The 23,098-nt window shown below is 67.7% G+C and carries 27 protein-coding genes; 8 read left to right on the top strand and 19 right to left on the bottom strand.

Annotation, left to right across the window (positions count from 1 at the left end):
* Window positions 1–89: 89 nt before the first annotated feature.
* Window positions 90–764 carry an NAD(P)H-dependent oxidoreductase gene (locus DK26_RS26235; RefSeq protein ID WP_066479201.1) on the top strand — a complete coding sequence of 225 codons (675 nt, stop codon included), beginning with the start codon at window positions 90–92 and terminating at the stop codon, window positions 762–764.
* Window positions 761–1,090, top strand: coding sequence for a multidrug efflux SMR transporter (locus DK26_RS26240; RefSeq protein ID WP_066479203.1), 330 nt, complete (start codon window positions 761–763; stop codon window positions 1,088–1,090). Before DK26_RS26235 ends, DK26_RS26240 begins: the two co-directional genes overlap by 4 nt.
* An 11-nt stretch (window positions 1,091–1,101) precedes the next feature.
* On the opposite strand, the gene serA is transcribed toward DK26_RS26240, so the two are convergent.
* The 4 genes from serA to DK26_RS26260 all read right to left on the bottom strand — a co-directional run bounded on the left by serA (window position 1,102) and on the right by DK26_RS26260 (window position 5,400).
* Entirely contained in the window at window positions 1,102–2,358 is a 1,257-nt protein-coding gene (gene serA, locus DK26_RS26245) for a phosphoglycerate dehydrogenase (protein ID WP_066479205.1), read from the bottom strand.
* Window positions 2,359–2,433: 75 nt separating this feature from the next.
* Window positions 2,434–3,273 (bottom strand): heme ABC transporter ATP-binding protein, encoded by an 840-nt coding sequence (locus tag DK26_RS26250; protein WP_066479208.1) that lies wholly within the window; start codon window positions 3,271–3,273, stop codon window positions 2,434–2,436.
* Window positions 3,274–3,289: 16 nt separating this feature from the next.
* Window positions 3,290–4,408, bottom strand: a complete 1,119-nt coding sequence (locus tag DK26_RS26255; protein WP_083533618.1) for an iron ABC transporter permease — start codon at window positions 4,406–4,408, stop codon at window positions 3,290–3,292.
* Window positions 4,405–5,400 (bottom strand): ABC transporter substrate-binding protein, encoded by a 996-nt coding sequence (locus tag DK26_RS26260; RefSeq protein WP_248310111.1) that lies wholly within the window; start codon window positions 5,398–5,400, stop codon window positions 4,405–4,407. The genes DK26_RS26255 and DK26_RS26260 overlap by 4 nt, the downstream gene beginning before the upstream one ends.
* A 241-nt stretch (window positions 5,401–5,641) precedes the next feature.
* Between DK26_RS26260 and DK26_RS26265 the strand changes: the two genes are divergently transcribed.
* The 3 genes from DK26_RS26265 (at window position 5,642) to DK26_RS26275 (ending at window position 8,320) form a co-directional block, all read left to right on the top strand.
* Entirely contained in the window at window positions 5,642–5,989 is a 348-nt protein-coding gene (locus tag DK26_RS26265; protein WP_066479209.1) for an antibiotic biosynthesis monooxygenase, read from the top strand.
* 71 nt (window positions 5,990–6,060) lie between these two features.
* On the top strand, window positions 6,061–6,546 hold the full coding sequence (gene hutX / locus DK26_RS26270) for a heme utilization cystosolic carrier protein HutX (protein ID WP_066479613.1): 486 nt from the start codon (window positions 6,061–6,063) through the stop codon (window positions 6,544–6,546).
* A 427-nt stretch (window positions 6,547–6,973) separates the two neighbouring features.
* The gene (locus tag DK26_RS26275; protein WP_066479211.1) at window positions 6,974–8,320 is read left to right on the top strand and encodes a hypothetical protein; all 1,347 of its coding nucleotides are present in this window, start codon (window positions 6,974–6,976) and stop codon (window positions 8,318–8,320) included.
* 35 nt (window positions 8,321–8,355) lie between these two features.
* Here DK26_RS26275 and DK26_RS26280 read toward each other — a convergent pair whose 3' ends face one another.
* Window positions 8,356–9,078 (bottom strand): sulfur transferase domain-containing protein, encoded by a 723-nt coding sequence (locus tag DK26_RS26280; protein WP_066479212.1) that lies wholly within the window; start codon window positions 9,076–9,078, stop codon window positions 8,356–8,358.
* Between the two features lie 177 nt (window positions 9,079–9,255).
* Here DK26_RS26280 and ppa point away from each other — a divergent pair, with 177 nt between their 5' ends.
* Window positions 9,256–9,798, top strand: a complete 543-nt coding sequence (ppa, locus tag DK26_RS26290; RefSeq protein ID WP_066479218.1) for an inorganic diphosphatase — start codon at window positions 9,256–9,258, stop codon at window positions 9,796–9,798.
* 58 nt (window positions 9,799–9,856) lie between these two features.
* Here the strand turns inward: ppa and DK26_RS26295 are convergent, their stop codons facing one another.
* A complete protein-coding gene (locus tag DK26_RS26295) occupies window positions 9,857–10,477 on the bottom strand; it encodes a DapH/DapD/GlmU-related protein (RefSeq protein ID WP_066479219.1) in 621 nt (206 codons plus the stop codon).
* Here DK26_RS26295 and phnN point away from each other — a divergent pair.
* On the top strand, window positions 10,476–11,075 hold the full coding sequence (gene phnN, locus DK26_RS26300) for a phosphonate metabolism protein/1,5-bisphosphokinase (PRPP-forming) PhnN (protein ID WP_248310112.1): 600 nt from the start codon (window positions 10,476–10,478) through the stop codon (window positions 11,073–11,075). The two genes, DK26_RS26295 and phnN, sit on opposite strands and share 2 nt — an antisense overlap.
* Before the next feature lie 18 nt (window positions 11,076–11,093).
* Here phnN and DK26_RS26305 read toward each other — a convergent pair whose 3' ends face one another.
* From DK26_RS26305 to phnG, 8 genes are all read right to left on the bottom strand, one after another.
* Window positions 11,094–11,795 (bottom strand): DUF1045 domain-containing protein, encoded by a 702-nt coding sequence (locus DK26_RS26305; RefSeq protein ID WP_066479221.1) that lies wholly within the window; start codon window positions 11,793–11,795, stop codon window positions 11,094–11,096.
* The gene (locus DK26_RS26310) at window positions 11,792–12,931 is read right to left on the bottom strand and encodes an alpha-D-ribose 1-methylphosphonate 5-triphosphate diphosphatase (RefSeq protein WP_066479223.1); all 1,140 of its coding nucleotides are present in this window, start codon (window positions 12,929–12,931) and stop codon (window positions 11,792–11,794) included. The genes DK26_RS26305 and DK26_RS26310 overlap by 4 nt, the downstream gene beginning before the upstream one ends.
* Window positions 12,931–13,629, bottom strand: a complete 699-nt coding sequence (phnL, locus tag DK26_RS26315) for a phosphonate C-P lyase system protein PhnL (protein WP_066479224.1) — start codon at window positions 13,627–13,629, stop codon at window positions 12,931–12,933. The genes DK26_RS26310 and phnL overlap by 1 nt, the downstream gene beginning before the upstream one ends.
* 166 nt (window positions 13,630–13,795) lie before the next feature.
* The gene (gene phnK / locus DK26_RS26320) at window positions 13,796–14,602 is read right to left on the bottom strand and encodes a phosphonate C-P lyase system protein PhnK (protein ID WP_157089858.1); all 807 of its coding nucleotides are present in this window, start codon (window positions 14,600–14,602) and stop codon (window positions 13,796–13,798) included.
* Complete coding sequence (locus DK26_RS26325) at window positions 14,599–15,525, bottom strand: alpha-D-ribose 1-methylphosphonate 5-phosphate C-P-lyase PhnJ (RefSeq protein ID WP_066479225.1); 927 nt, start codon at window positions 15,523–15,525, stop codon at window positions 14,599–14,601. The genes phnK and DK26_RS26325 overlap by 4 nt, the downstream gene beginning before the upstream one ends.
* Entirely contained in the window at window positions 15,522–16,652 is a 1,131-nt protein-coding gene (locus DK26_RS26330; RefSeq protein ID WP_066479227.1) for a carbon-phosphorus lyase complex subunit PhnI, read from the bottom strand. The genes DK26_RS26325 and DK26_RS26330 overlap by 4 nt, the downstream gene beginning before the upstream one ends.
* Window positions 16,653–16,689: 37 nt before the next feature.
* The gene (gene phnH / locus DK26_RS26335) at window positions 16,690–17,295 is read right to left on the bottom strand and encodes a phosphonate C-P lyase system protein PhnH (protein WP_066479229.1); all 606 of its coding nucleotides are present in this window, start codon (window positions 17,293–17,295) and stop codon (window positions 16,690–16,692) included.
* On the bottom strand, window positions 17,295–17,735 hold the full coding sequence (gene phnG / locus DK26_RS26340) for a phosphonate C-P lyase system protein PhnG (RefSeq protein ID WP_083533620.1): 441 nt from the start codon (window positions 17,733–17,735) through the stop codon (window positions 17,295–17,297). The genes phnH and phnG overlap by 1 nt, the downstream gene beginning before the upstream one ends.
* An 87-nt stretch (window positions 17,736–17,822) precedes the next feature.
* On the opposite strand from phnG, the gene phnF reads away from it, so the two are divergent.
* Window positions 17,823–18,572 (top strand): phosphonate metabolism transcriptional regulator PhnF, encoded by a 750-nt coding sequence (gene phnF / locus DK26_RS26345; protein WP_066479233.1) that lies wholly within the window; start codon window positions 17,823–17,825, stop codon window positions 18,570–18,572.
* A 128-nt stretch (window positions 18,573–18,700) separates the two neighbouring features.
* Here phnF and phnE (DK26_RS26350) read toward each other — a convergent pair whose 3' ends face one another.
* From phnE (DK26_RS26350) to DK26_RS26370, 5 genes are all read right to left on the bottom strand, one after another.
* Window positions 18,701–19,555 carry a phosphonate ABC transporter, permease protein PhnE gene (gene phnE / locus DK26_RS26350; RefSeq protein WP_066479235.1) on the bottom strand — a complete coding sequence of 285 codons (855 nt, stop codon included), beginning with the start codon at window positions 19,553–19,555 and terminating at the stop codon, window positions 18,701–18,703.
* Window positions 19,552–20,433 (bottom strand): phosphonate ABC transporter, permease protein PhnE, encoded by an 882-nt coding sequence (gene phnE / locus DK26_RS26355; RefSeq protein WP_066479620.1) that lies wholly within the window; start codon window positions 20,431–20,433, stop codon window positions 19,552–19,554. The genes phnE (DK26_RS26350) and phnE (DK26_RS26355) overlap by 4 nt, the downstream gene beginning before the upstream one ends.
* A gap of 163 nt (window positions 20,434–20,596) precedes the next feature.
* Window positions 20,597–21,511 (bottom strand): phosphonate ABC transporter substrate-binding protein, encoded by a 915-nt coding sequence (gene phnD / locus DK26_RS26360; RefSeq protein WP_066479238.1) that lies wholly within the window; start codon window positions 21,509–21,511, stop codon window positions 20,597–20,599.
* 70 nt (window positions 21,512–21,581) lie between these two features.
* Window positions 21,582–22,400, bottom strand: a complete 819-nt coding sequence (gene phnC / locus DK26_RS26365) for a phosphonate ABC transporter ATP-binding protein (RefSeq protein ID WP_066479240.1) — start codon at window positions 22,398–22,400, stop codon at window positions 21,582–21,584.
* Between the two features lie 78 nt (window positions 22,401–22,478).
* Complete coding sequence (locus tag DK26_RS26370; protein ID WP_066479242.1) at window positions 22,479–23,093, bottom strand: TetR/AcrR family transcriptional regulator; 615 nt, start codon at window positions 23,091–23,093, stop codon at window positions 22,479–22,481.
* Window positions 23,094–23,098: the final 5 nt, after the last annotated feature.

Here is a 23,098-nt window from a genome sequence, read left to right on the forward strand (position 1 = left end):
TAATCGCATCGCAAGCATTTTTATTCGCGCAGTTGCGATGCATCTCGATTGCGACGCGTCATTCCGGGACGCCCGCAACGGAGCCGACCATGCCGAGACTGCTTCTGGTTCAGGCCTCGCCGCGCCAGGGCGATTCCGCCTCGCGTGCGGCCGCGGCCGTCTTTCTCGCCAGCCTGCGCGAACGGGTGGGGGAATTCGAGATCGATGAGCTCGATCTTTGGCGCGAGGCGTTGCCCGAGTTCGATGGGGCAGCGCTAGCGGCGAAATATACTCGGCTCGCCGGTCGAGTGCTGGTGCCACGTGAGGCGGAAGCCTGGAAGACCATCGAGGCGATGGTCACCCGGCTCGCCGACGCCGATCTCGTGCTGATCGCGACGCCGATGTGGAACTTCGGCATTCCATACAAGCTCAAGCACTGGATCGACCTGGTGACGCAGCCGGGACTCGCCTTTCGCTTCGACCCGGCGACGGGCTATTCGCCGCTGCTGCGGTCACGCCCGACCTTGGCGATCGTTGCCAGCGCCGGCGACTATAGTGCCGGGCCGAGCTGGGGGCGGCCGGATCTGGTGACGCCCTATCTTCAGGCAGCGCTGCGCTTCATCGGGCTCGGCGAGATCGAGGTGGTCGGGCAGGGACCGACAATCGGGCCGGAGCCGGCGATTGCGGCGGCGCGTGACCGGGCGCATGCCCTGCTGAGCCAGATTGCGGACAGCTTTGCGGCTACGTTGCTGCAACCAGGGACCAGCGTCGCGAGGGTGTCATGACGACCGGATGGGCCTGGTTTGCGCTGATCGCGTCGGGCATCGTCGACGTTGCCTGGGCCTTCAGCATGAAGAAGGCGGACGGCTTTCGCGATCTGCCCTGGGCGCTGGTCTCGGTCGCGCTGCTCATCGTCTTCGTCGCCCTGCTGATCAAGGCGCTCGAAGTGCTGCCGCTCGGGACCGCCTATGCGGTCTGGACGGGGATCGGCGCCGCCGGCTCGGTCGCCGTCGGCATCCTGATCTTCGGCGAGCCGGCAAGTGCGGGGCGGCTGTTCTGGATCGCGCTCGTGCTCGCCGGGATCGTCGGATTGAAACTGCAGGCCGGCTGAGCGGCCTGCGCTCAGCCGCGCTCGTAGAGCAGGCGGGCGCGGATCGTGCCGTCGAGGCTGCGGATTTCCTCGATGATCTCGCGCGCGACCTCGCCGACCGGGTCGGCCTCCATCACGACATAGCCGATCTCGCCATCGGTCTGGAAGTTCTGGGCGGCGATGTTGATGTTGCGGCTGGCGAAGACGTCGTTGAGGCGCCGCAGCATGCCCGGCGCATTGCGCTGGACCTGGATGAAGCGCGTGCCCGCCGGCCGTGCCGGCAGTTGGACCTGCGGGAAATTGACGGCACCGACGGTCGAGCCGACATCGGAGTAGTCGACGAGCTTGCGCGCCACCTCGGCGCCGATGCGCTCCTGCGCCTCCTCGGTCGAGCCGCCGATATGCGGGGTCAGGATGACGTTGGGCAGGCCCTGGAGCGGGGTGATGAAGCGGTCGTTGTTGGAGGCCGGCTCCTTCGGGAAGACGTCGACGGCAGCGCCCGCGAGGTGGCCGCTCTTCAGGGCCTCGGCGAGCGCCTCGAGATCGACGACCGTGCCGCGCGAATTGTTGATGAGATAGGCGCCCTGCTTCATCAGGGCGATCTCGGCCTTGCCGATCATGCCATGGGTGGCCGGCGTCTCCGGCACGTGCAGCGAGACGATGTCGCTGCCCGCGAGCAGCGCGGCGAGGCTGTCGACCGGCTCGGTGTTGCCGTGGCGCAGCCGGTCGGTGTGATCGTAATAGATCACCCGCATGCCCATCGCCTCGGCGATGTTCGAGAGCTGGCTGCCGATATTGCCGTAGCCGACGATGCCGAGCGTCTTGCCGCGGACCTCGAAGGAGCCGTTGGCCGACTTGTCCCAGCCGCCCTGATGGGCAGAGCGCGAACGGTCGGGAATCCGGCGCAGCAGCATGACGATCTCGCCGATGGTCAGTTCGGCGACGCTGCGGGTGTTCGAGAAGGGCGCGTTGAAGACCGGGATGCCGCGCAGCCGCGCCGCGTCGAGATCGACCTGATTGGTGCCGACCGAGAAGCAGCCGACCGCGAAGAGCCGCTGCGCCGCCGCCAGCACCGTGCCGGTGAGCTGGGTGCGCGAGCGGATGCCGAGGACATGCGTCTTGGCGATCGCCTCGACGAGCTGGGCCTCGTCGAGCGCCTTGGGCAGCCGAGTCAGATTGGTGTAGCCGGCGTTCTGCAGGATCGCGACGGCGGAATCGTTGATGCCTTCCAGCAGCAGGACGCGGATGCGATCCTTCGGGAAGGACAGGCGGTCGATCTGTTCGGTCATGGCACGGTCGCAAAGCGGCGGGAGGGCTTGGCTATAGACCCGCTGGAGCGGCCGACCAACGCTTTCTTGCGGGTATCAGGCGCCCGCGGCGCGCAAGGCCGGGCCGCTCGCCGCTCGCAGATGCTGCTGCGGCAGCAGGAAGGGCAATCCGGTCGGCGGCAGACGGCTGAAGGCGAGATCGACGCGGAAGACGCCGCGCAGCAGGGCATCGTCGAGAATCGCGGCCGGAGCGCCCTGGGCGACGATCGCCCCCTCATGCATCACCAGCAGCCGGTCGGCGTAGGTCACTGCAAGGTTGAGGTCGTGCAGCACGATCAGCACTGCCGCCCCTTGCGTCGCTATGGCGCGGGCGGCATCGAGCAGGGCGAGCTGGTGGCAGAGGTCGAGGCTGGCGATCGGTTCGTCGAGGAAGAGGATCTGCCGCTCGGCGACCGAGCGGCCGGCCTCGAGCTGGCAGAGCGCCCTTGCGAACTGCACGCGCTGCTGCTCGCCGCCGGAGAGCGTCTGGTACTCGCGGCTGGCGAGACCGAGCACGCCGGCGGTCTCGAGCGCCTCGGCGATGATCTGCTCGCTGCGGCCGCGGGGCTGGGACCGGCCGACGCCTTCGAGGCCGAGCCTTGCGACCTCGTAGACGCTGAACGGGAAGGCGAGCCGCTGGTTCTGCGACATCACGGCGCGCTGGCAGGCGAGTTTCCAGGCGGGCGCGCCGGCGAGCGGGGCGCTGTCGAGCCGGACCTCGCCCTGGGCCGGGGTCAATTCACCGGTCAGGAGCTTGAGCAGGGTCGATTTTCCGGCCCCGTTGGGGCCGACGATGATCGAGGTCGTGCCGGCATCGAGCTGCAGCGATGCATCGCGCACCAAAGCGGTGCCGCGAACGCGGAAATGCAGGTCCCGGGCTTCGAGGATCGTGGCCATGATTGAGCTTCCCCTCTCAGCTTTCGGCGATACGGCCGCGGCGCAGCAGCAGCCAGAGGAAGAAGGGTGCGCCGATGAAGGCAGTGACGATGCCGATCGGCAGCTCGGCCGGGACGACGATCAGGCGCGCGACGATGTCGGCGCCGACGAGGAGCGTCGCACCGCCGATCGCCGAAAGCGGCAGCAGCAGGCGGTGATCGGGGCCGATCAGGAGACGAATCAGATGCGGCACGACGATGCCGACGAAGCCGATCACGCCAGCCGCGGCGACACTGGCGCCGACCGAGAGGGCGACCAGCACTACAGCCGTCGCCTTGATGCGCTGCACGGGGATGCCGAGATGGAAGGCCTCGGCCTCGCCGAGCATCAGCGCGTTGAGGCCGCGCGCCAGGAACGGCACTGCGATCAGCAGCGGCAGCACGATTGGCGCGACCACGGAAAGCTTGCTCCAGCTCGCCCCGCCGAGGCTGCCCATCGACCAGAAAGTCAGGTCCCGCAGCTGCCGGTCGTCCGAGATGTAGGCGAGCAGCCCGGTGAGCGAGCCGGCGAGCGCTCCGAGCGCGACACCGGCCAGCAGCATGGTGGCGACCGAGGTGCGTCCCTCGCGTGTCGCGATCAGGTAGAGCGCCAGCGTCGAGATCAGCCCGCCGAAGAAGGCACCGAAGGGCAGGGCGGCGAACGGCAGCTTCATGCCCATACCCATGCCCGCGAGCAGCCGGTCGCCGAGCACGATCGTCGCGGCGGCGGCGAGGCCGGCGCCGGCCGAGACGCCGACGAGCCCGGGATCGGCGAGCGGGTTGCGGAACAGGCCCTGCATCAGGGCGCCGGAAATGGCCAGGGCCGCCCCGACCAGCGCGCCGAGCAGCAGGCGCGGCATGCGGATGTTGAGCACGACCAGCGCCTCGCGGCTGTCGAGCAACTCGGCCGGACCGCTGCCGAGGCGCGCCAGCAGGATCTCGGCGACGCGCCCGGGCGCGATGGCGAAGGCCCCGGCGCCGAGCGAGAGCAGCATCAGCAGCAGGCACAGGCCGAGCAGGATGCCGCCGGCGACGAGGTTGCGCTGCCGGCGGCTGGCTGTCAGCCGCGCCAGCGCGGTCGCGCCGGGCACAGTGGCTGGCTTCACGGCGAGGGTCATTTCGCTCCGGGAAGCTGGGCGATCTTGGCCTCCGGGTAGAGGGCGGCCATCAGGTCGCGGGCGGCATCCGGGGTGCGCGGACCGAAGCCGAGCAGATAGAGCCCGTCCATGCGGATCAGGCCCTTCGTCTTGGCGGCCGGGGTCTGCGAGAAGGCCGGCATGGCGAAGAGCTCCTCGGGCGTCTGGGAGGGAGCGGCGCTGTGGCGCATCATCAGCACATAGTCCGGGGCGGCAGTGATGATCGCCTCGTCGGTCATCGGCTTGAAGCCTTCGACAGCCTCCGCGGCGTTGACGCCGCCGGCGAGCGCGATGATGGCGTCGGCGGTGCTGTTGCGGCCGCCCACCATGGTGCGGCCGTTCTGCAGCGAGAGCACGAAGAGCACGCGCTTCTTCGCCGGCAGGCCGGCGCGCAGCTTGTCGAGCTCGGCGAAGCGGGCCTTGACGCCGGCGGCGAGCTGTCGCGCCGGTTCCGCGGCGCCCGCCGCCTTGCCGATGATCTCGATCTTCGAGACCACGGCTTCGGGCGTCAGCGCCTCGGGGACCGGCGCCATTGGCAGGCCGGCCTCGCGGACGAGCGCCAGCGCGTCGGGCGGGCCGGCGCCTTCGACCGCGATCACCAGGGACGGCTTCAGCGAGAGCACGCCCTCGGCCGAGAGTGCCCGGACATAGCCGACATTCTTCTTCTCCTTCATGGCCTCGGGCGGCCACAGGCTGGTGGTGTCGACGCCGACGATGCTGTCCTGCAGTCCGAGCGCATAGAGCACTTCGGTTACGACGCCGCCGACGGCGACGATGCGCTGCGGGGTCTGCGCCTGGGCACTGGCGACGAAACCGAAGGCCGTCTCTGCGGCCCGGCCCGGCCAGGAATCGCTTCCGGCGAAACCGGCGGCGGCGAAGAGCGTCAGCCCGATGGCCGCGACGAATTCGCGGCCGAGGCGCTTGGCCTTGAGTCCGGCGAGCGGGGCGGGCGCAGGCGATGGCATGTATTGCATGGCTCGGTCTCGTCGGGTGCCGCAGCGCGACGCCACCGGGCCGCGGTTGGCATCGTCTGCTTACAGTGATTCCAAAGTATAGGCTCTCTTTGTAATCATTAAAAACTACGATTACTGAGCCATTGTTGACGGTGATATTCAGTTTTACTAAGAGGGGTCAAGTGCGGTCGCCGGCTCGGCGCGGTTCCGCGCGTCCGCGCCACCCGCTTGTCTTTCTCCGTCAGCCTATCGAGGAAAACCCATGTTCATCGCCATGAACCGCTTCAAGGTCATCAAGGGGGAGGAGGCGGCGTTCGAGACCATCTGGTCGTCGCGCAAGACCCGGCTCGACGAGATGAAGGGCTTCGTCGCCTTCCACCTGCTCAAGGGGCCGGAGAAGGAGGACCATACGCTCTATTCCTCGCACACGACCTGGGCCTCGAAGGAGGACTTCACGGCCTGGACCAAGTCCGAGCAGTTCCGCGAGTCGCACAGCAAGGCCGGCCAGGCGCGGCCGAAGCCGGTCTTCCTCGGCCATCCCGAATTCGAGGGCTTCGAGACGGTGCTGACCGAGCACAATCCGCATCTGCCGCTCCAGGCGGCGGAATAAGGGGGAGGGCGGACATGCCGATCTCGCAGGCGCTTGCTCCGGCAGGCCAGGAACCGCCGGTCACCGACCCCATGGAACGCGTCAGGCAGGCGCTCGCCGCCAAGCCGGATGGCGTCATCGAGGCGATCGCCCGCGAGGTCGGCGTGTCGACGCTCGCAGTGCTCGAGGCGGCGCCGGAGGACCAGCGCCGCTTCATCCCGGCCGAGCGCTTCGAGGCGCTGTGGCTGGAGCTCTCGAGCTGGGGCACGGTGCTCTTCATCGTGCATACGCCGGACATCGTGCTCGAATGCGAGGGCTCGCTGCCGGTCGGCTCCTTCGGCCACGGCTACTACAACATCCATGGCGACAGCCCGATCGGCGGCCACATCAAGGCAGGCAATTGCCAGACCATCGCTTTGGTCGACCGGCAGTTCCATGGTCGCCGTTCCTGCTCGGTGCAGTTCTTCAACGGCGCCGGCGAGGCGATGTTCAAGGTCTTCGTCCGGCGCGACGAGAAGCGCGAGTTGCTCGCCGACCAGGTTTCCAAGTTCGAAGCCCTGCAGCGCGATTTCGCCTGAGCCGGTCCCGGTCGCGGTGAGGTGACCGGGAAGGCCGCTGTTTCCGGGCCACCACCACCCATGCCTCCGTCCGGATTCGGCCGGAGGCATTTTCATTGCGGCACAAGCATGGCGCGTCGCCTTGTCGCGTCTGGCTCGCGAAGGCCCGCAAGCGACGGCTTTATCGGCACGCCCAAACGTCAGGTGAACGACGTAGGGAAAGCTGCCGCCATCTTGTCGCCACGCGCTGCCCTGAAACGGAGGGCCGCAGTCGGAACTCGCGGGGTTTCGTCAAGGATCTATTAACTACGTGAGCGCACTCTCGATGTTGCGGCGCGGAATGCGAAGGTCGGCACGCCGAGTTTCGTCCCGCTTTCGCAAGGCCGCCGCTGGAACCGGGAAAGTGGCGGGGAAACAGTCCCTGAGTATCCCGAGCGAGGCCGTAGGCATGGCTGCGCATGTGACTTTCGAGCGGGCGCTGGCGCCGCTCTCGGCCGTACGGCCGGAGCTGGCACAGAACGCGCTGCGCACATTGCGCCCGGGCGGCGGTGGCGCGGCCGGGCTGATGCTGGCGTTGCGCTATGTTCAGGCGCGTTTCCTTTCGGTCTGGGGGCTGCTGATCGCGGCCCTGCTCTGCCCGCCGCAGATGTTCGCCGATTTTGCGATCTATTCGGCCCTCGCCAATTTCCTGTCGATAGCGGCCCTGCTGCGCTTCGAAACGGTATTCTTCCAGAACAGCGATCCGGATCGGCTGGGGCGCGCCTTCCGGCTTTCGCTGGTCGCCGGATGCGGCTTCTTGGCTCTGGTCGCGCTGGCGGCGTTCGTCTCCTCGGGCCTGGGCCTCGTCCTGGCCGGCCATGCCGCCCTCTTCGTGCTGTCCCTCGCCGGCCGGGCGGCGATCCGGCTGGCGACGGCGGAGGCCACGGCCGAGGGCGACTTCCGGGCGATCGGCAATGCCGGCCTGGTGCAGGCCCTGATCCAGCCGAGTGCGATGCTGGCCTTGATCCTGCCGTTCGGTGCTTCCTCGCTGGCGCTGTTCGCCGCCGATGCGATCGGCCATGCCGTCTCAGCCACCTATCTCAGCTGGCGCCGGCGTTTCGCCTTCCAGCAGCTTGCCCTGCGCGCCGAGTGGTCGCTGCGGGAGTTGCGGCGCTCGGCCCGGCAATGGAGCGCGGCACCGCGTTTCCTGCTGCCCTCTGCCCTGCTTTCCTTCGGCTTCTCGGTGGCGCCATTATTCGCGCTGCCATTCACGTCCGATCCGATCTTCGCCGCGCATGTCGCGCTCGCCATGCGCCTGCTCGACGTTCCCACGCAGATGTTCGGTGCAGTCACGCTGCCGCTGGTGATGAGCAGCCTGCGCCGCCGGCAAGGCCCGGCGCGCCGCCGCTGGGCCCGCATCCTGACGGTCGGTCTGGTCGTCGTCGCCTTCGCACTCTTCGCCGGCGCCGCCGGTTTCGCACTGATCCTCGATCCCTGGCTCGAGGAGACGCAGTGGCATGGCATCGGTGCCGTGCTGGCGATCCTGAGCCTGTTCTATGCCGGCATCGCTTTGGTTTCGCCGCTGAACGAGATCGGCACGCTGTCGCGCGACCCGCAGCACCCGATGGTCATCAACGCCGTCGCCGCGGTCGCGACCGTCGCCATCATCGCCTGGTTCGGCAAGCTGTCGCCAGCGCTGCTCTGCGCGGTCGGCGTCATGTCGCTGCTGCGGATGGGTGCCCATGCCTGCCTGACCTGGACCGGCTTCGGCGGCCGCGGTGCGGCTGGGAGGCTGCCTCAGGGCTCGCGCATCTGAACGCGGGACGGGGCGCGGCGCCCGCAGTTCCGGCCCTATTCGCGCCGGATCAGCCGGTCGGCGAGCAGCGATGACAGGAAGCCCGGCTTGAACTCGCGCTCGAGGCGCTCCGGATCGTAGTAATCGGCGACCCAGTCGAGGAAGGCGATGCCTTTGGCTTCGCCCTCGCGTTCATAGGCCTCGAAGAAGGCATCGAGGATGCCGGTCTTGGCGAAGCGGAAATGGCCGTAGCGGGAGGAGAGCGCGGCCATCGCCTCCTTGAGCGGGCGCTTCTCGTGGACCAGTAGATACAGCGCGGCGAAGAAGCCGGCGCGGTCAGCGCCGGATTTGCAGTGTACCAGCGCCGGCAGGGGCAGGTCCCGGAAGAACTGCGGCGCCGACAGGATGGTCTCGCGATCGGGGGCGCCGCGCGAGCGCAGCACGAAGTCGATCAGGGCGATGCCGTGGCGCTCGCAGGCCTCGCGCTGGAGCTGCCAGGAGCCGTGCTCGCGCCCGCCGCGCAGATTGACGATGGTGCGCACGCCCTGGCGGGCGAACCAGGCGATGTCGCCCGGCGCTGGCTGCGCCGCCCGCCAGAGCCGCGGCGTGACGCGATGGGCGTTGAGATAGGCGAGCCGGAAGATGCCGTGGTCGACCAGCAGCATGTTGGTCCAGGCGCGCAGGCGGTCGAGCCGGCCGCCGAGCGGGCGGTCCCAGCGCGCGATCCGTGCCATGCGCCTGGCATAGCGGTCCTCGTCCCGCCGCAAGCGGTTCAGCATCTCGTCCTGCTTTCGTCCATAGCCCGCCCGATATCAGTGCCGGAGGCGGCGCGCAAATCTCGCAGGGAGTTGCGGACTTGCAGCCCCGCTTGCAAGGCGGGCTGAAGGTCGGACTTGGCCTTTGCGACACAAGCCGGCATAAGGCGCGCCAGTATCGTCCATAGACAGGTCAAGTTCATGCGCCTCGACGCCATCTCCATCGGCAAGAATCCCCCCGACGAAGTCAATGTCGTGATCGAGGTCGCGATCGGCGGCGAACCGATCAAATACGAGATGGACAAGGAGGCCGGCACGCTCTTCGTCGACCGCTTCCTCTATACGCCGATGCGCTATCCCGGGAACTACGGCTTCATCCCGCACACCCTCTCCGAGGATGGCGACCCCTGCGACGTGCTGGTCGCCAATACGCGCCCGCTGGTGCCTGGGTCCTACATTGCTGTCCGCCCGATCGGCGTGATGATGATGGAGGACGAGGGGGGCGGCGACGAGAAGATCATTGCCGTGCCGGTGCCGAAGCTGACCAAGCGCTACGAGCACGTGACGAACTACACGGACTTGCCGCAGATCACGCTCGACCAGATCCAGCACTTCTTCGAGCACTACAAGGATCTCGAGCCCGGCAAATGGGTGAAGCTCACCGGCTGGGGCGACGCCGCCAAGGCCAAGCAACTGATCGTCGAAGCAATCGAGCGCGCCAAGGCCGCCAAGGCCAAGGGCTAAGGCTGTGCTTTTGCCGCGTCATGCTCGGGGCAGGCCCGAGCATGACGCGCGCTTGCCGTTACACCCCGTATTTCTCGAGGAAGTCCTCAACGCTGAGCACCCGGAAGTCGGCGAGCGCAGCGCGTAGGCGCGCATGCTCCCAGTCCCACCAGGCGAGCGCTTTCAGCCGCTCGGCGATCGCCTCCGGAAAGCGCCGGCGGATGATGCGGGCCGGGTTTCCGGCGATGATGGTGTAGTCCGGTACATCCTTGGTGACGACCGCGCCGCCGGCGACGACGGCGCCGGTGCCGATGCTGCGGCCCGGCAGGATGATGGCGCCATGGCCGATCCAGACATCATGGCCGATGCTGACCGGGGTCGAGCAGCGCCAGGCGAAGAAATCGGCATCGTCCTCTGCATCCTCGAAATAGGCCGATGAGCGGTAGCTGAAATGCGACTGGCTCGCCCGCTGCATCGGGTGGTTGCCCGGATTGATGCGGGTATGGGCGGCGATCGAGCAGAACTTGCCGATTGTCGTGTAAATGACATCCGCGTCGTTCACGACATAGGAGTAGTCGCCGAGACTGGACTCGGCGAAGGCGGTGCGGGCGCCGATCTCGGTATAGCGGCCGAGCACCGCCTGCCGAACCCTGGCGGTGGGGTCGATCACCGGTTCAAGCCCGAGCTTCTTGGCCACCATGACGAATTCCTTTGCTGAAACGATGATTGCAGCGCCGGTCGCAACCGGCGTGCTGGTGCTGGTGGTTGGCCCGTCCGGAGCCGGCAAGGATGCGCTGATGGAGGGCGCTCGCGGCGCGCTCGCCGACGACCAAGGCTTCCGCTTTGCGCGCCGCCTGATCACCCGTCCGGCGCTGGCCGGGGCGGAGGACCATGACAGCTGCGACGAGGCTGCCTTCGCGGCTGCGCGGGCGCGCGGCGAGCTCGCTCTGAGCTGGGCCGCCCATGGCCTGCATTACGGCATCCCGGCGCGCGAGCTCGCCGGGATCGCCGGCGGGCAGGTGGTGATCGCCAATATCTCGCGCGGCGCGATCTCGCAGGCCGAAGCGTTGGCGGAGCGTGTCGTCGTTATCGAGATCACCGCGCCGGCGGCGGTGCTGGCGAAGCGTCTCGCGGCGCGCGGGCGCGAAAGCGAGGCCGAGATCGCGGCCCGGCTTGCTCGCGAGGCGCCACTGCTGACGGGGCGCGCCGCATTGCGGCGGATCGTCAACGACCGGACGATCGCCGAAGGGGCTGACGAACTGGTCGGCTTGCTGCGCGCCTTGGCCGAGCCCGCCTGACACGCCCCGCCTCGCGCTTCAGCCGAAAGGCAGGGCGTCGAGCAGGGTGAAGCGGCTCGAGCGGTCCGCCTGCTTGAAGATCGCGATCCGGTCGAGCAGCACCTCGCCGGGCGGGACCGCCTGCGCATGCGCGGCGGCGAGCGTGGCTTTGACGGGGGACACGAGGTCCTGCGGCAGGGCGCCGGTCAGCGTCATGTGGAAGCGGAAGGCGTCGCCGACATAAGGGTAGCCGAAGGCCTCGAGATAGGCCCGGTGCGCCGGAGTCAGCGGGCTCTGCAGCCGGCGCGCCAGATCGGCTTCCGAGAGCGGTGCCCGGAACGGCTCGAAGGCCTGGACGACGTCGAAGGCGAAGTCCTGCAACGCCTGGCTCGGCTCGGCCGGGGTCAGGGCGATGAAGTGACCGAGGGCGTTGACGGAGAGGCCGGCGAGCGCGACCGGGGCGCGGCCGGCGACATAATTGCGGGCGAAGGCGCGTAGCGCACCCTCGCTGCGGCCGTGCGAGAGCTCGAACGGCGCCTTCAGCGTCGCATGGAAGCCGTAGCGGCGTGGCTCGGCGGTGAGAGCCGGCCAATCCAGCGCCTCGCAGCCCGGCGGTACCGTATGGGGCACCTCACCGCCGGTGATGGCGTCATAACCCAGAGTCGTGCTGCCGAAGCGCCAGAGGGCGCTATCGGCGGCGGGCGCGAAATAGATGGCGTAGCGCGGCGCGGTTGCGGTCAAAACGCGCGCTCGCCCTGCGACCAGACGGCATTGAGCACTGGCGTCGCGCCCAGCGTCCGGAAGCGCAGCAGGTCGGCGCGCAGGCCCGGCTTGAGATGGCCGCGATCGCGGAGGCCGAGAATGTCGGCGACCTTCCAGGTGACCATGCCCATCGCCTCCGGCAGCGCGACGCCATGGGCGGCGTGGAGCTTGAGCACGGCCTGCAGCAGGCTCGCCGGCACATAGTCGGAGGAGAGCCCGTCGAGCAGGCCCTTCTCGGCCAGTTCCGAGACCGAAACGCCGCCGGAATGGGAGCCGCCGCGGACGACGTTCGGCGCACCCGCAATGGTGGCGAGGCCGTGCTGCTTGGCAGCCTCTGCGGCCTCGATCGTGGTCGGGAATTCCGAGATCACCGCGCCCGAGGCGATGCCCGCCTCGACATGGTCGAGCGTGGTGTCGTCATGGGTGGCGATCGGGATGCCGCGGGAGCGGAACATCTCGACCACGGCGCTCCAGTTGCGCGCGACATTCGCGCCGCCCTCGCGCTGGCGGACGACGACATCCTCCTCGAACTCGGCCTGGGTCTTGCCGGTGCCCAGCGCATAAGTCCGCAGATCCTCCAGGTTGCGCCATTGCCGCTGGCCGGGCGTGTGGTCCATCAGCGAGACGAGCTGGACGAGGCTGTCGTCCTGATAGGGCTCGATATCCCGGAGCAGGTCGGGGCTGGTCAATTCGCAGCGCATATGGATGCGGTGGTCGATGCGGAAGACGCCCTCGGCGGTGCCGAGCCGGAGCGCCTCCATCACGTCGGCGAAGATATCCTTGCGATAGTCCTTGGCCGAGAAGGGCGTGCCGGCGCAGATTGCGTCATAGACGGTGGTGACGCCGGCGGCCGCCATCTGCGCGTCATGGACCAGCGCCGCCGCGAGCCCGTTCGGCCAGAAGACCTTGGGGCGCGGCATGAAGTGCTTTTCCATGTTGTCGGTGTGCATCTCGACGAGGCCGGGCGCGACATAGTCGCCCTGGACGTCGATCGCGGCCGGCAGCGAGGAGCGGCCCTGGTCGATGGAGAGGATGCCGCTCTCGTCGAAGGCGATGGTGCCGTCGACGATCTCGTTCTCGAGGATCAGCCTGGCATTGGTGAGGATGGTGGTCATCAGGCGGCCTTCCGGAAATCGGTGATGTCGAGATAGCGGGTTGCGACTGCCTCTCGCACGGCCTCGTCATGGAAGATACCGACGATGGCCGAGCCCTGTTCACGGGCTTCGGCGATCAGCTGGACCACGACATTGCGGTTGCCGGCGTCGAGCGAGGCGGTCGGCTCGTCGATCAGCATGATCGGCGAGGGATCGACGAAGGAACGGGCGATGTTGACGCGCTGCTGTTCGCCGCCGGAGAAGGTCGCCGGCGCGAGGTCCCAGAGCCGCTGCGGCAGGTTGAGCCGCGCCAGCATGGCTTTCGCGCGCGCGCTCGCTTCCTCGGCGCTGGCGCCCCGGGCCAGCAGGGGATCGCGGACGATGTCGAGCGCCGAGACGCGCGGGATGACCCGCAGGAACTGCGAGACGAAGCCGAGCGTGCGGCGGCGGATGTCGAGCACGGTGCGCGGCACGGCGGTGACGATGTCGATGGGCCTGCCGGCATGGGTGACGGCGATCCGGCCCGAAGTCGGCCGGTAATTGCCGTAGAGGATGCGCAGCAGGCTCGATTTGCCGGCGCCGGAAGCACCGGCCAGCACGAGCGCCTCGCCGGCAGCGACCGAAAAGTTGACGTTGTCGAACACGGGCAGGCGCACCCCGCCCTGATTGTGCAGGGTGAATGCCTTGGCGACGTTCTCGACCTGGATCATCGTGGTCATGGGATCAGTGCCTTGTGCCGGCGCGGTGACGAGGATGTGACGGAAGCCCGACCGTCATGCTCGCCCTTGTGGCGAGCCTCCACGTCTTGAACACCGCTCTTGAAGAACGAAGACGTGGATGGTCGGGACAAGCCCGACCATGACGGGAGCGAGTGCGACGAGAGGCTCATACCGTCAGCACCGCAGATGTGAGGAGCTGGGTATAGGCGTGGTGCGGATCGTCGAGGACCTGGTCGGTGAGGCCCTGCTCGACGACGCGGCCATCCTTCATCACCATCAGCCGGTCGGTGAGCAGGCGCGCGACGGCGAGGTCGTGGGTGACGATGATCGCGGCGAGGCCGAGATCGCGCACCAGCACGCGCAGGAGGTCGAGCAGCCTCGCCTGGACGGAGACGTCGAGGCCGCCGGTCGGCTCGTCCATGAAGACGAGCTTGGGTTCGGAGACCAGCACGCGGGCGATCTGCAGGCGCTGCTGCATGCCGCCGGAGAACTGGCGCGGCCGGTCGTCGATGCGGCCGGCGGCGATCTCGACGCGCTGCAGCCAGTCGAGCGCGGTCTCGCGGATCTTGCCGTAATGGCGCGCGCCATTATCCATCAGGCGCTCGCCGACATTGCCGCCGGCCGAGACGTCCATGCGCAGGCCGTCGCGCGGATTCTGGTGGACGATGCCCCAGGCGGTGCGCATCAGCCGGCGTCGCTCCTGCTCGGCGACCGAATAGATGTCGAGCGGTTCGGCGCCGCCGCGGAACAGCACTTCGCCCCGATCGGGCTTGTCGATGCCGGCGAGACAGCGCAGCAGGGTCGACTTGCCGGAGCCGGATTCGCCGACGATGCCCAGCACTTCACCCGGCCAGAGATCGAAGGCGACATCGGCGCAGCCGATGCGCTCGCCATAGAAGCGTGAGACGCCGGCGACCGAGAGCAGCGGCTGCGGATCGAGCGCGAGTTCCTGCGGATTGACCTGCATGTTCATGACTTGGCCTCGTCCTCGACCAGATGCAGCGCCGAGGCGTCGGCGAGCATGGCGCCGCGGTGGCCTTCCGCCCGCCGCGTCTCGCAATGATGGCTGTCGGAGCAGACGAACATGCGCCCGCCCTGGTCGTCGATCACCACCTCGTCGAGATAGGAATCGGCGGCGCCGCAGAGGCCGCAGGGCTGCTCCCAGCTCTGGATGCGGAAGGGGTGATCCTCGAAATCGAGGCTGCGCACGCTGGTATGCGGCGGCACCGCATAGATGCGCTTTTCGCGCCCGGCGCCGAAGAGCTGCAGCGCCGGGGACATCTGCATTTTCGGATTGTCGAATTTCGGGATCGGCGAGGGCGCCATGACATAGCGGCCATTGACCATGACCGGGTAGTCATAGGTCGTCGTCACCTCGCCGAAGCGGGCGATGTTCTCGTAGAGTTTGACCTGCATCAGCCCGTATTCGCCCCAGGCGTGCATCTTGCGCGTCTCGGCCTCGTGCGGCTCGAGCTTTCTGAGCGGCTCGGGTTGCGGCACCTGATAGACCATGATCTGGCCGGCCTTCAGCGGCGCCTCCGGGATGCGGTGGCGGGTCTGGATGATCGTCGCCTCGTCGGTCGCCTCGGTCGTGCGCGCATCGGCGGTGCGCTCGAAGAAGCGGCGGATCGAGACGGCATTCGTGGTGTCGTCGGCGCCCTGGTCGATGACCTTGAGTCGGTCCTCCGGGCCGATGATCGCGGCGGTGACCTGGATGCCGCCGGTGCCCCAGCCGCGGGCGAGCGGCATTTCGCGCGAGCCGAACGGGACCTGGTAGCCGGGAATCGCGACCGCCTTGAGCAGGGCCCGGCGGATCATCCGCTTGGTCTGCTCGTCGAGATAGGCGTAATTGTAAGCCGGCTTGGTATCTTCGCCGACATTCAGATGCGTGTTCATTCCGCGGCCTCCGGCAGCGCTTCGCCCGCTTGATCGGCGAGCTTGTCCTGGCGTTCCTGCCGCTCCCTGCGGATACGGCGGATCAGTTCGAGCTCGCCTTGGAAGTCGACATAGTGCGGAAGCTTGAGGTGCTCGACGAAGCCGGCCGCCTCGACATTGTCGGAGTGGTAGAGGACGAACTCGTCCTGCTGCGCCGGATAGGTCGCCGCTTCCCCGAACTCGCGCGCCTTGAGCGCCCGGTCGACCAGCGACATCGACATCGCCTTGCGCTCGCTATGGCCGAAGGAGAGCCCGTAGCCGCGGGTGAATTGCGGCGGCACGTCCTTCGAGCCGGCGAACTGGTTGACCATCTGGCATTCCGTCAGGGTGATCTCGCCGAGATCGACGGCGAAGCCGAGCTCTTCGGGCGTGAATTCGACCGAGACCTCCCCGACCCGGACCTCGCCGACGAAGGGATGGCTGTTGCCGAAGCCGCGCTGGACGGAATAGCCGAGGCCGAGCAGGAAGCCCTCGTCGCCGCGCGCCATCGCCTGCAGGCGGACATCGCGCTCGGCCGGGAAGGAAACCGGCTCGCGGGTCAGGTCGAAGGGGCGCGGATCGCCTTCCGGCGGCGCCTCCTCCTCCATCAGCCCCTCGGCGCCGAGAATATCCGGCACACGCGGCATCGAAGCGTCGAGCGGATGCGTGGCCGGGCGGGCCTGCGCCTCGCCCGGCGTCGCCTCGCCCATCAGCGAAAAATCGAAGAGCCGGTGGGTATAGTCATAGGTCGGGCCGAGCACCTGGCCGCCCGGCAGGTCCTTATAGGTCGCCGAGACGCGGCGACGGATCGCCATCTTGGCCGTATCCAGCGGCTCGGAAGAGCCGAAGCGCGGCAAGGTGGTCCGATAGGCCCGCATCAGGAAGGCGGCCTCGATCGCATCGCCCTGCGACTGCTTCAGCGCCAGCGCGGCGAGATCGGGATCGTAGAGCGAGCCCTCGTTCATCACGCGACCGCAGGCGAGACCCATCTGCTCGCGGATCTGGGCGACTGCGAGTTCCGGTACGCTCTCGTCGCCGCGGCGCGCCTCGGCGACGAGATCATGGGTGGCGAGAATGGCGGCTTCGCCGCCCTTGACCGCGACATACATCAGTAAAGCTCCCGGCGGGGCATCAGCGGGTCTCCCATCAGCGGGTCTCCTGGATTTGCGTCGAGCGCGGCAGGCCGATGAGATGCGCGCCATGGCTCAGGATGAGATCGACGCCGCAGGGATAGAGCGCGCCATTGGCGGCGACTTCGTCCCAGAAGCCGGGACGCAGGCCGGACGGAGCGATCGCGCAGCTCCCGGCGATGCCGGGGCCCTCGAGCGTCATCGTTTCTCCGCCGGCGAGCGCGGCGCATTGCACGATCACCGTGGTCGAGCGGTCGGGAAACTGATCGTCGCCGGGATTGAAGGCGGCAAGCTTCGGCTCCGGCGACGCGCCGTCGATGACGGCAAAGGCGGCGCGGGCGGGATCCTCGACGAGGGTCGCGCCGCAATGGAAACGCAGCCAGGCGCCGGCAGGCCCGTCGCGCAGTGAGGCGGGTAGCCAGATCGGCGTCTCGTAGTCGGCGAGGGTCAAGAGAGCGAGGGCGGTGGCGCGCGCGAGCCCGGCCGGCGGCTCGACCGCGATGGCGAGCTCACAGACTTGGCCGGGCTCGGAGAGAGCCGCCAGCAGGGCCCGGAAGGCCGTTTGCGACTGGAAGACCGGGTCTGAAAAACCGGCGCCGATCAGGGTTTCGTTCGTTGCCATCAGCCGCCCCTGACCAGCGTGAAGAAATCGACCTTGGTCGCGGCCGCCTTGCGCGAGGCGAGCTCGCGGGCCGCCTGCTGCTTCTCGGCCAATGCGCCGACGCCACGCCGCAGCGGGCCGGCCTCGGTCTCGCTCTGGAGCAGCGCGTCGGTGATTGCCGCCAGCCGCGCCTTGGCGCCATCGCGGCCGAGCGCATAGGAAAAGCCCATCGTGCCGCCGCCGAGCCGGACGACGCAGCGTGTCACCGTCGCCTCGCCGAGATTGAAGCGCTGCCCGGCGCCACCGGCGCGGCCCTCGACCATGACGGTGCCGGTCTCGGGCGCCTTGAGAATCTCATGGGCCGGCAGGGGGCCAGCCTGTGCCAGAAGCGCCTCGATCTCGCGATGAGAGGCGCGGGCCAGCACGGCCATCCAATGCTGCCGTGTTGCGGTTTGAGTCATCCGGTGCGGCCTCTCGCCAATCTCTAATGTCTAGACTATCATGGATCTGAACCCGCAAAAGGTCTATACATTTCAGATGAAGTTTTCATGACGGATACAGCTTCCGAAACAGCGGCCGGCGAAGCGGGGACGGCCTGGCGGCGGATCGCCGATGCGCTGGCGGCCTCGATCGAGCAGGGCGAGTACCGGCCGGGCGATACGTTACCGGCCTCGGTGGCGCTCGCAGAGCAATATGGCGTGCACCGCCACACCGTGCGCCAGGCCTTCCGTCATCTCGCCGAATGCGGGCTCGTCACGGTGTCGCGCGGCCGGGGCACGCAGGTGACGGCGCCGCGCTTTCCCTATCGGCTCGGCCGCCGGGTCAGCATGCGTACCAATTTCGGCGCAGCCGGTATTGCCGTGTCGAGCTCGGTGCTGTCGGCTGAGATCGTCAGCGGCGAAGCGCAGCATTGCGCGATGCTGGGACTGCCGGAGGGCTCACCGCTCTGGGCGATAGAAACCTTGAGCCGCGCGGGAGGGACGCCGGTCGGCACGGGCATCCACTATCTGTCGGCCGAGCGTTTTCCTGGTTTCGACGCGATCCTGACCGAGGCCGGCGCTTCGATCACCGCCGCCTTCAAGGCCTGCGGCATCCCCGACTATGTCCGGAGCTCGACGCGGCTGGCGGCGCGGTTGGCGAGCGAGCGCGAGGCGAAACTTCTGCAACTCGCGCCGGGCTTGGCGGTGCTGCAGACGCATGGGCTCGACGCCCTGCCGGACCTGACGCCGATCCACATTGTCAACAGCGCCTTCGCCGGCGAGCGGATGGAGATGGTGGTCGAACCCTTCGGGGAGTGAACGGCGCAGCTTGTCCGTCTCCGTCATGCTCGCCCTTGTGGCGAGCATCCACGTCTCGAAAACCGTGTTCGATCAGCGAAGCAAAGTCGTGGATGGTCGGGACAAGCCCGACCATGACGGGGAGAGTGTCACACCGCCCGCTTGCCGATGATGGCGAAGCGCAGCTTGCCGGAGAGGAAGTCGATCGCCGTGACCGCCGCGAGGATCAGCAGGATCAGGAAGGAGACCTGTTGCCATTCGAGCGTGCGGATCGTCTCGGCGAGGTAGAGGCCGATGCCGCCGGCGCCGACGATGCCGATGATGGTCGAGGAGCGGGTGTTGGACTCGATGTAGTACAGCACCTGGCTGGCGATGACCGGCAGCACCTGCGGGATAAGACCGAAGCGGATTTCGTGCAGCTTGCCGCCGCCGACGGAGGCGACGCCGTCGACTGGCTTGCGATCGGCGGCCTCGATCGCCTCAGAGAACAGCTTGCCGAAGGCGCCGAGATCGCTGGTCATGATCGCGAGCATGCCAGCAAAGGGGCCGAGGCCGACGACATTGACCCAGATCAGCGCCCAGATCAGCGCGTCGACGCCGCGCACCGTATCCATCGAGCGCCGGGCGAAGAAGTGCACGACGCGGTTGGCGACGACGTTCTTGGCGGCGAGGAAGCCGAGCGGGAAGGCGAGGATCGCCGCCAGGATGGTGCCGAGAAAGGCGATGGCGATGGTCTCGAACAGCGCCTTCACGAAGATGATCGCCCGGGCGAGCGAGCCGGGATCGGGCGGCAACATCAGCACCACGAAGGTGCCGAGATTGGCGAAGCCGGCGAAGATCCGCGCGAAGGAGGTCTCGAGCGTGGTCAGGCCGTAGACGAAAAGCCCGACGAGGCCGCCGATGACGGCGAGCGTGATGATTTTCGTCCGAAGCGAGCCGTCGATCGCGGTCTTGTGGCGGGCGACGAGCGCGGCGCGGTCGGCGGCCGAGAGGGCAAGACTCATGTGCGATGCTCCAGGCTCAGCAAGGCGTGGCGCAGACGCTCGGTGCCGTAGTCGATCAGCATGACGGTGACGATGATCAGCAGCAGGATGGCGCTGACATCGGTGAAGTAGAATTTGCGGATCGCCTCGATCAGGTCCTGTCCGATGCCGCCGGCGCCGACAAAGCCCATGATCGAGGCGCCGCGGACATTGATCTCGAAGCGCAGCAGCGTGTAGCTCGCGAAATTCGACAGAACCTGCGGTACGACGGCGAATCGTACGGTCTGCCACCAGCCGGCGCCGGTGGCGGTGAGGCCGTCGACCGGCTTCATGTCGATGTTCTCGACGACTTCTGAGAAGAGCTTGCCCATCGCACCCATGGTGTGGATGGCGATGGCGAGGACGCCCGGCAGCGGGCCGAGGCCGAAGGCAATGACGAAGATCAGCGCGAAGACGATCTCCGGCACCGTGCGGCAGAATTCGAGGAAGCGGCGCGTCACCCAACGCAGCCCGGTCGAGCGGCCGAGATTGCTGGCGGCGGCGAAGCAGAGCAGGAAGCCGCCGGCGGCCCCGAGCACGGTGCCGACATAGGCGATGACGATGGTCTGCCAGAGCAGCTTCAGCCAGCCATTGATGCCCCAGTACCATTCCTTGAGATCGGCGCCGAACGTGGCGAGCCGGAGCGTCGGCATGGTCTCGAGGATGTATTTCGGGAAGCGCCAGGCGTTGTCAGCGAATTTCTTCAGATCGACCTCGGCGCCGATGCCGGCGAGCACGACGCAGATGGCGAAGATCGCGAGGCCGAGCAGGGTCTGCAGGCGCTTGGTCGCCATTTCGCGCCGGTAGAGATCGGCATGGGCGGCGATGGCGGTGTCGTTGCGGTCGATCGCGAGTGTCATTGCCTGAGTCCGTCGCCGAAGGATGGGCGGCGAGTGCGCGCCGCGGCCGTCATGCTCGCCCTTGTGGCGAGCATCCACGTCTTGGACACCGCACGCGATCAGTGAAGCGAAGACGTCGATGGTCGGGACAAGCCCGACCATGACCGGTAGCGGGTGAGAAAGCTTACGAAGACTTCTTCTTGCGCAGCTCGTCGACGAACTTGTTCAGCTCGATGATCGGGTCGTAGGCCTTGTTGTCAACGGCGACGAGCGGGCCCTGCTTGCCTTCATAGATCTTGTCGAAGGCGGCCTTGTCCTTGGTGGTGATGTTGAGGACGGCGTCGCGGATCTTGGCCTTCAGCTCGTCCGGCAGGTCGGTGAGATAGGCCATCGGCGAGTTCACGATCTGCTCGGACTTGAAGATGATCCGGAAATCGTCGGCCTTGGCCATGTTCTTGCGGACCATGCGCTGCAGGTTCGACTCCTGCTCGTCGTTCCACCAGTTGGCGACGATGTCGACCGTGCCCTGCTGCAGGGCGATGATCGCGTTCTCATGGCTGCCGGTATAGACGACCTTGCCGAAGAAGGTCTCGGGCTCGATCTTCATGCCGTTCAGCGCGAAGCGCGGGACATTGTTGCCGGACGTCGAGTTCGGGTCGACCAGGCCGAGATTCTTGCCCTTCAGGTCCTCGACCTTCTGATAGGGCGAATCCTTCTTCACGTAGAAGACCGAATGATAGCCCTTGGTGCCGTCGAGATTGGTCTCGATGGCGAAGGCATCGACCTTGGCGCCGGTCATCCGGGCGCGGGCGAAGGAGGACGGGCCGTAGGAGGCGATGTGGATGTTGCCGGCGCGCTGGCCTTCGATGATCGCGGCATAGTCGTTGGCGATGCGCAGCGTCACCTTGGTACCGAGTTCCTTCGCGAGATAGTTGACGAAGGGGGTGTAGCGCTCGGTCACGCCCGAGGCGTTCTCGGCCGGGATGATCGCGAAGACGATCTCAGGATACTTGGCCTTCCAGTCCTGGGCGAAGGCCGGGGTCGCCAGCGTCGCGGCGAGGCCGGCGGCAAGCGTCAGGGTATGACGACGGGTCAGCATGAGAGTGCTCCTTAGGGGACGTTTAAGTGGGCTGGGTGGTCGGGGTAGGCGTAGCCGGCGGCAGGTCCGCTCAGGCGACGTTCTGTCGGGCGCGCCTGGCTTCCGAGGTCGCGATTGCGTCGAGCGCATCGAGGGCTTCGGCGCCTGCGTCCTTGGCTTCGATTCCGTAGAGTTCGGCCGCGATCTCGCTGGTCAAAGCGTGGGGCGGGCCGTCGAACACGACCTTGCCGGCGGCCATGCCGATCAGCCGGTCGCAGTATTTCGCCGCTATATCGAGATGGTGCAGGTTGGAGATGACCGTGATGCCGTCCTCGCGGTTGATGCGGAACAGTGCATCCATGACGATCTGGCAGTTGCGCGGGTCGAGCGAGGCGATCGGCTCGTCGGCGAGGATGATCTGCGGCTCCTGGACCAGAGCGCGGGCGATCGCGACGCGCTGCTGCTGACCGCCGGACAGGGTCTCGGCGCGCTGGGCGAGCAGATGGCCCATGTCGAGCCGCTCGAGCGCGGCGATGGCGCGGATCTTGTCGTCCTGCGAGAAGCTCTTGACCAGGGTCAGCGCCGTCGAGCGATGGTTCAGGCGGCCGAGCAGCACGTTGGTGAGCACGTCGAGCCGGCCGACCAGATTGAACTGCTGGAAGATCATGGCGGTGTCGCGCCGCCAGGCCCGCTGCGCGGCGCCGCGCAGCGAGGTGACGTCGCGCTCGCCGCTGAGGATGCGCCCGTCGCTCGGATCCGAGAGGCGGTTCAGCATGCGCAGCAGCGTTGACTTGCCGGCGCCGGAGCGGCCGATGACGCCGACCATCTCGCCCTTCGGTATCGAAAGGGTGACATTGTCGACGGCGGCCTTGCCGCCGAAGCGTTTGGTCAGGCCTTCGATGCGCAGCATCGCCGGGTCTCCTCGAATTCAGCGAGGGGACCGGTATCGACGCCAGATGACAGTGCCGTGACGCCGGCAGTTATGGATTCAGGCGCCGCGCAGCAGGAGATCGGCGCAGTCGGCGACATAAGCCTTCAGCGCCGCGGCTGGGGCCGGATCGATGCCGAGCAAGCCACGCGCCTGATGCAGGCCGCGGATCATGCCGAGAAACTGCTCGGCGAGGACGCGGGAGCGCTCCTCCGCGACGGGCCGGGCAAAGCCATCACCGGATCGTGAACGCTCGGCGATCAGGGCTCCGAGCTCCTCGATCATCCGGCTGGCGCCGGCCCCATAGGCGGCTCGGCCGAGTTCCGGGAAGCGCGCGGAGGCGCTGACGATCAGGCGATGCAGGTCGAGCGAGGCCGGATGCAGCATCATCGCCAGCGCATCCTCGCCGAAGCGGATCAGGATGCTGCGCAGATCGGCCTTCTGTTTCGGCTGCTGGCGCAGCGGAATCGTCAGCTTTTCAGTCAGTTCGGCGCAGATCGCCTTGAACAGCGCCTCCTTGTCCGCGAAGTGGCTGTAGATGGTCTGCTTGGAGACGCCGGCGCGCTGCGCGATCTGGTCGAGGCTGGTGCGGTCGAAGCCCTCGGCCAGGAACATCTCCGAAGCGGCGCGGGTGATCGCGTCATGTTTATCCGGCCGTGATTTCTCGGCCGGCATCGACC

The sequence above is a fragment of the Allobosea sp. WAO genome (assembly GCF_001509835.1).
In the GTDB taxonomy this organism is placed as follows: Bacteria; Pseudomonadota; Alphaproteobacteria; order Rhizobiales; family Beijerinckiaceae; genus Allobosea.

Coding starts and splice junctions, on each gene's coding strand:
- DK26_RS26240 (WP_066479203.1), top strand. CDS start 761: ATGACGACCGGATGGGCCTGGTTTGCGCTGATCGCGTCGGGCATCGTC.
- phnG (WP_083533620.1), bottom strand. CDS start 17,735: ATGACTCAAACCGCAACACGGCAGCATTGGATGGCCGTGCTGGCCCGC.
- DK26_RS26310 (WP_066479223.1), bottom strand. CDS start 12,931: ATGACCACCATCCTCACCAATGCCAGGCTGATCCTCGAGAACGAGATC.
- phnE (WP_066479235.1), bottom strand. CDS start 19,555: ATGAGTCTTGCCCTCTCGGCCGCCGACCGCGCCGCGCTCGTCGCCCGC.
- DK26_RS26370 (WP_066479242.1), bottom strand. CDS start 23,093: ATGCCGGCCGAGAAATCACGGCCGGATAAACATGACGCGATCACCCGC.
- DK26_RS26255 (WP_083533618.1), bottom strand. CDS start 4,408: ATGACCCTCGCCGTGAAGCCAGCCACTGTGCCCGGCGCGACCGCGCTG.
- phnK (WP_157089858.1), bottom strand. CDS start 14,602: ATGAACATGCAGGTCAATCCGCAGGAACTCGCGCTCGATCCGCAGCCG.
- phnF (WP_066479233.1), top strand. CDS start 17,823: ATGACGGATACAGCTTCCGAAACAGCGGCCGGCGAAGCGGGGACGGCC.
- DK26_RS26280 (WP_066479212.1), bottom strand. CDS start 9,078: ATGCTGAACCGCTTGCGGCGGGACGAGGACCGCTATGCCAGGCGCATG.
- DK26_RS26325 (WP_066479225.1), bottom strand. CDS start 15,525: ATGAACACGCATCTGAATGTCGGCGAAGATACCAAGCCGGCTTACAAT.
- phnH (WP_066479229.1), bottom strand. CDS start 17,295: ATGGCAACGAACGAAACCCTGATCGGCGCCGGTTTTTCAGACCCGGTC.
- phnD (WP_066479238.1), bottom strand. CDS start 21,511: ATGCTGACCCGTCGTCATACCCTGACGCTTGCCGCCGGCCTCGCCGCG.
- serA (WP_066479205.1), bottom strand. CDS start 2,358: ATGACCGAACAGATCGACCGCCTGTCCTTCCCGAAGGATCGCATCCGC.
- DK26_RS26275 (WP_066479211.1), top strand. CDS start 6,974: ATGGCTGCGCATGTGACTTTCGAGCGGGCGCTGGCGCCGCTCTCGGCC.
- DK26_RS26260 (WP_248310111.1), bottom strand. CDS start 5,400: ATGCAATACATGCCATCGCCTGCGCCCGCCCCGCTCGCCGGACTCAAG.
- DK26_RS26250 (WP_066479208.1), bottom strand. CDS start 3,273: ATGGCCACGATCCTCGAAGCCCGGGACCTGCATTTCCGCGTTCGCGGC.
- ppa (WP_066479218.1), top strand. CDS start 9,256: ATGCGCCTCGACGCCATCTCCATCGGCAAGAATCCCCCCGACGAAGTC.
- DK26_RS26295 (WP_066479219.1), bottom strand. CDS start 10,477: ATGGTGGCCAAGAAGCTCGGGCTTGAACCGGTGATCGACCCCACCGCC.
- hutX (WP_066479613.1), top strand. CDS start 6,061: ATGGAACGCGTCAGGCAGGCGCTCGCCGCCAAGCCGGATGGCGTCATC.
- DK26_RS26235 (WP_066479201.1), top strand. CDS start 90: ATGCCGAGACTGCTTCTGGTTCAGGCCTCGCCGCGCCAGGGCGATTCC.
- DK26_RS26330 (WP_066479227.1), bottom strand. CDS start 16,652: ATGTATGTCGCGGTCAAGGGCGGCGAAGCCGCCATTCTCGCCACCCAT.
- phnC (WP_066479240.1), bottom strand. CDS start 22,400: ATGCTGCGCATCGAAGGCCTGACCAAACGCTTCGGCGGCAAGGCCGCC.
- phnL (WP_066479224.1), bottom strand. CDS start 13,629: ATGACCACGATGATCCAGGTCGAGAACGTCGCCAAGGCATTCACCCTG.
- DK26_RS26265 (WP_066479209.1), top strand. CDS start 5,642: ATGTTCATCGCCATGAACCGCTTCAAGGTCATCAAGGGGGAGGAGGCG.
- phnE (WP_066479620.1), bottom strand. CDS start 20,433: ATGACACTCGCGATCGACCGCAACGACACCGCCATCGCCGCCCATGCC.
- phnN (WP_248310112.1), top strand. CDS start 10,476: ATGACGAATTCCTTTGCTGAAACGATGATTGCAGCGCCGGTCGCAACC.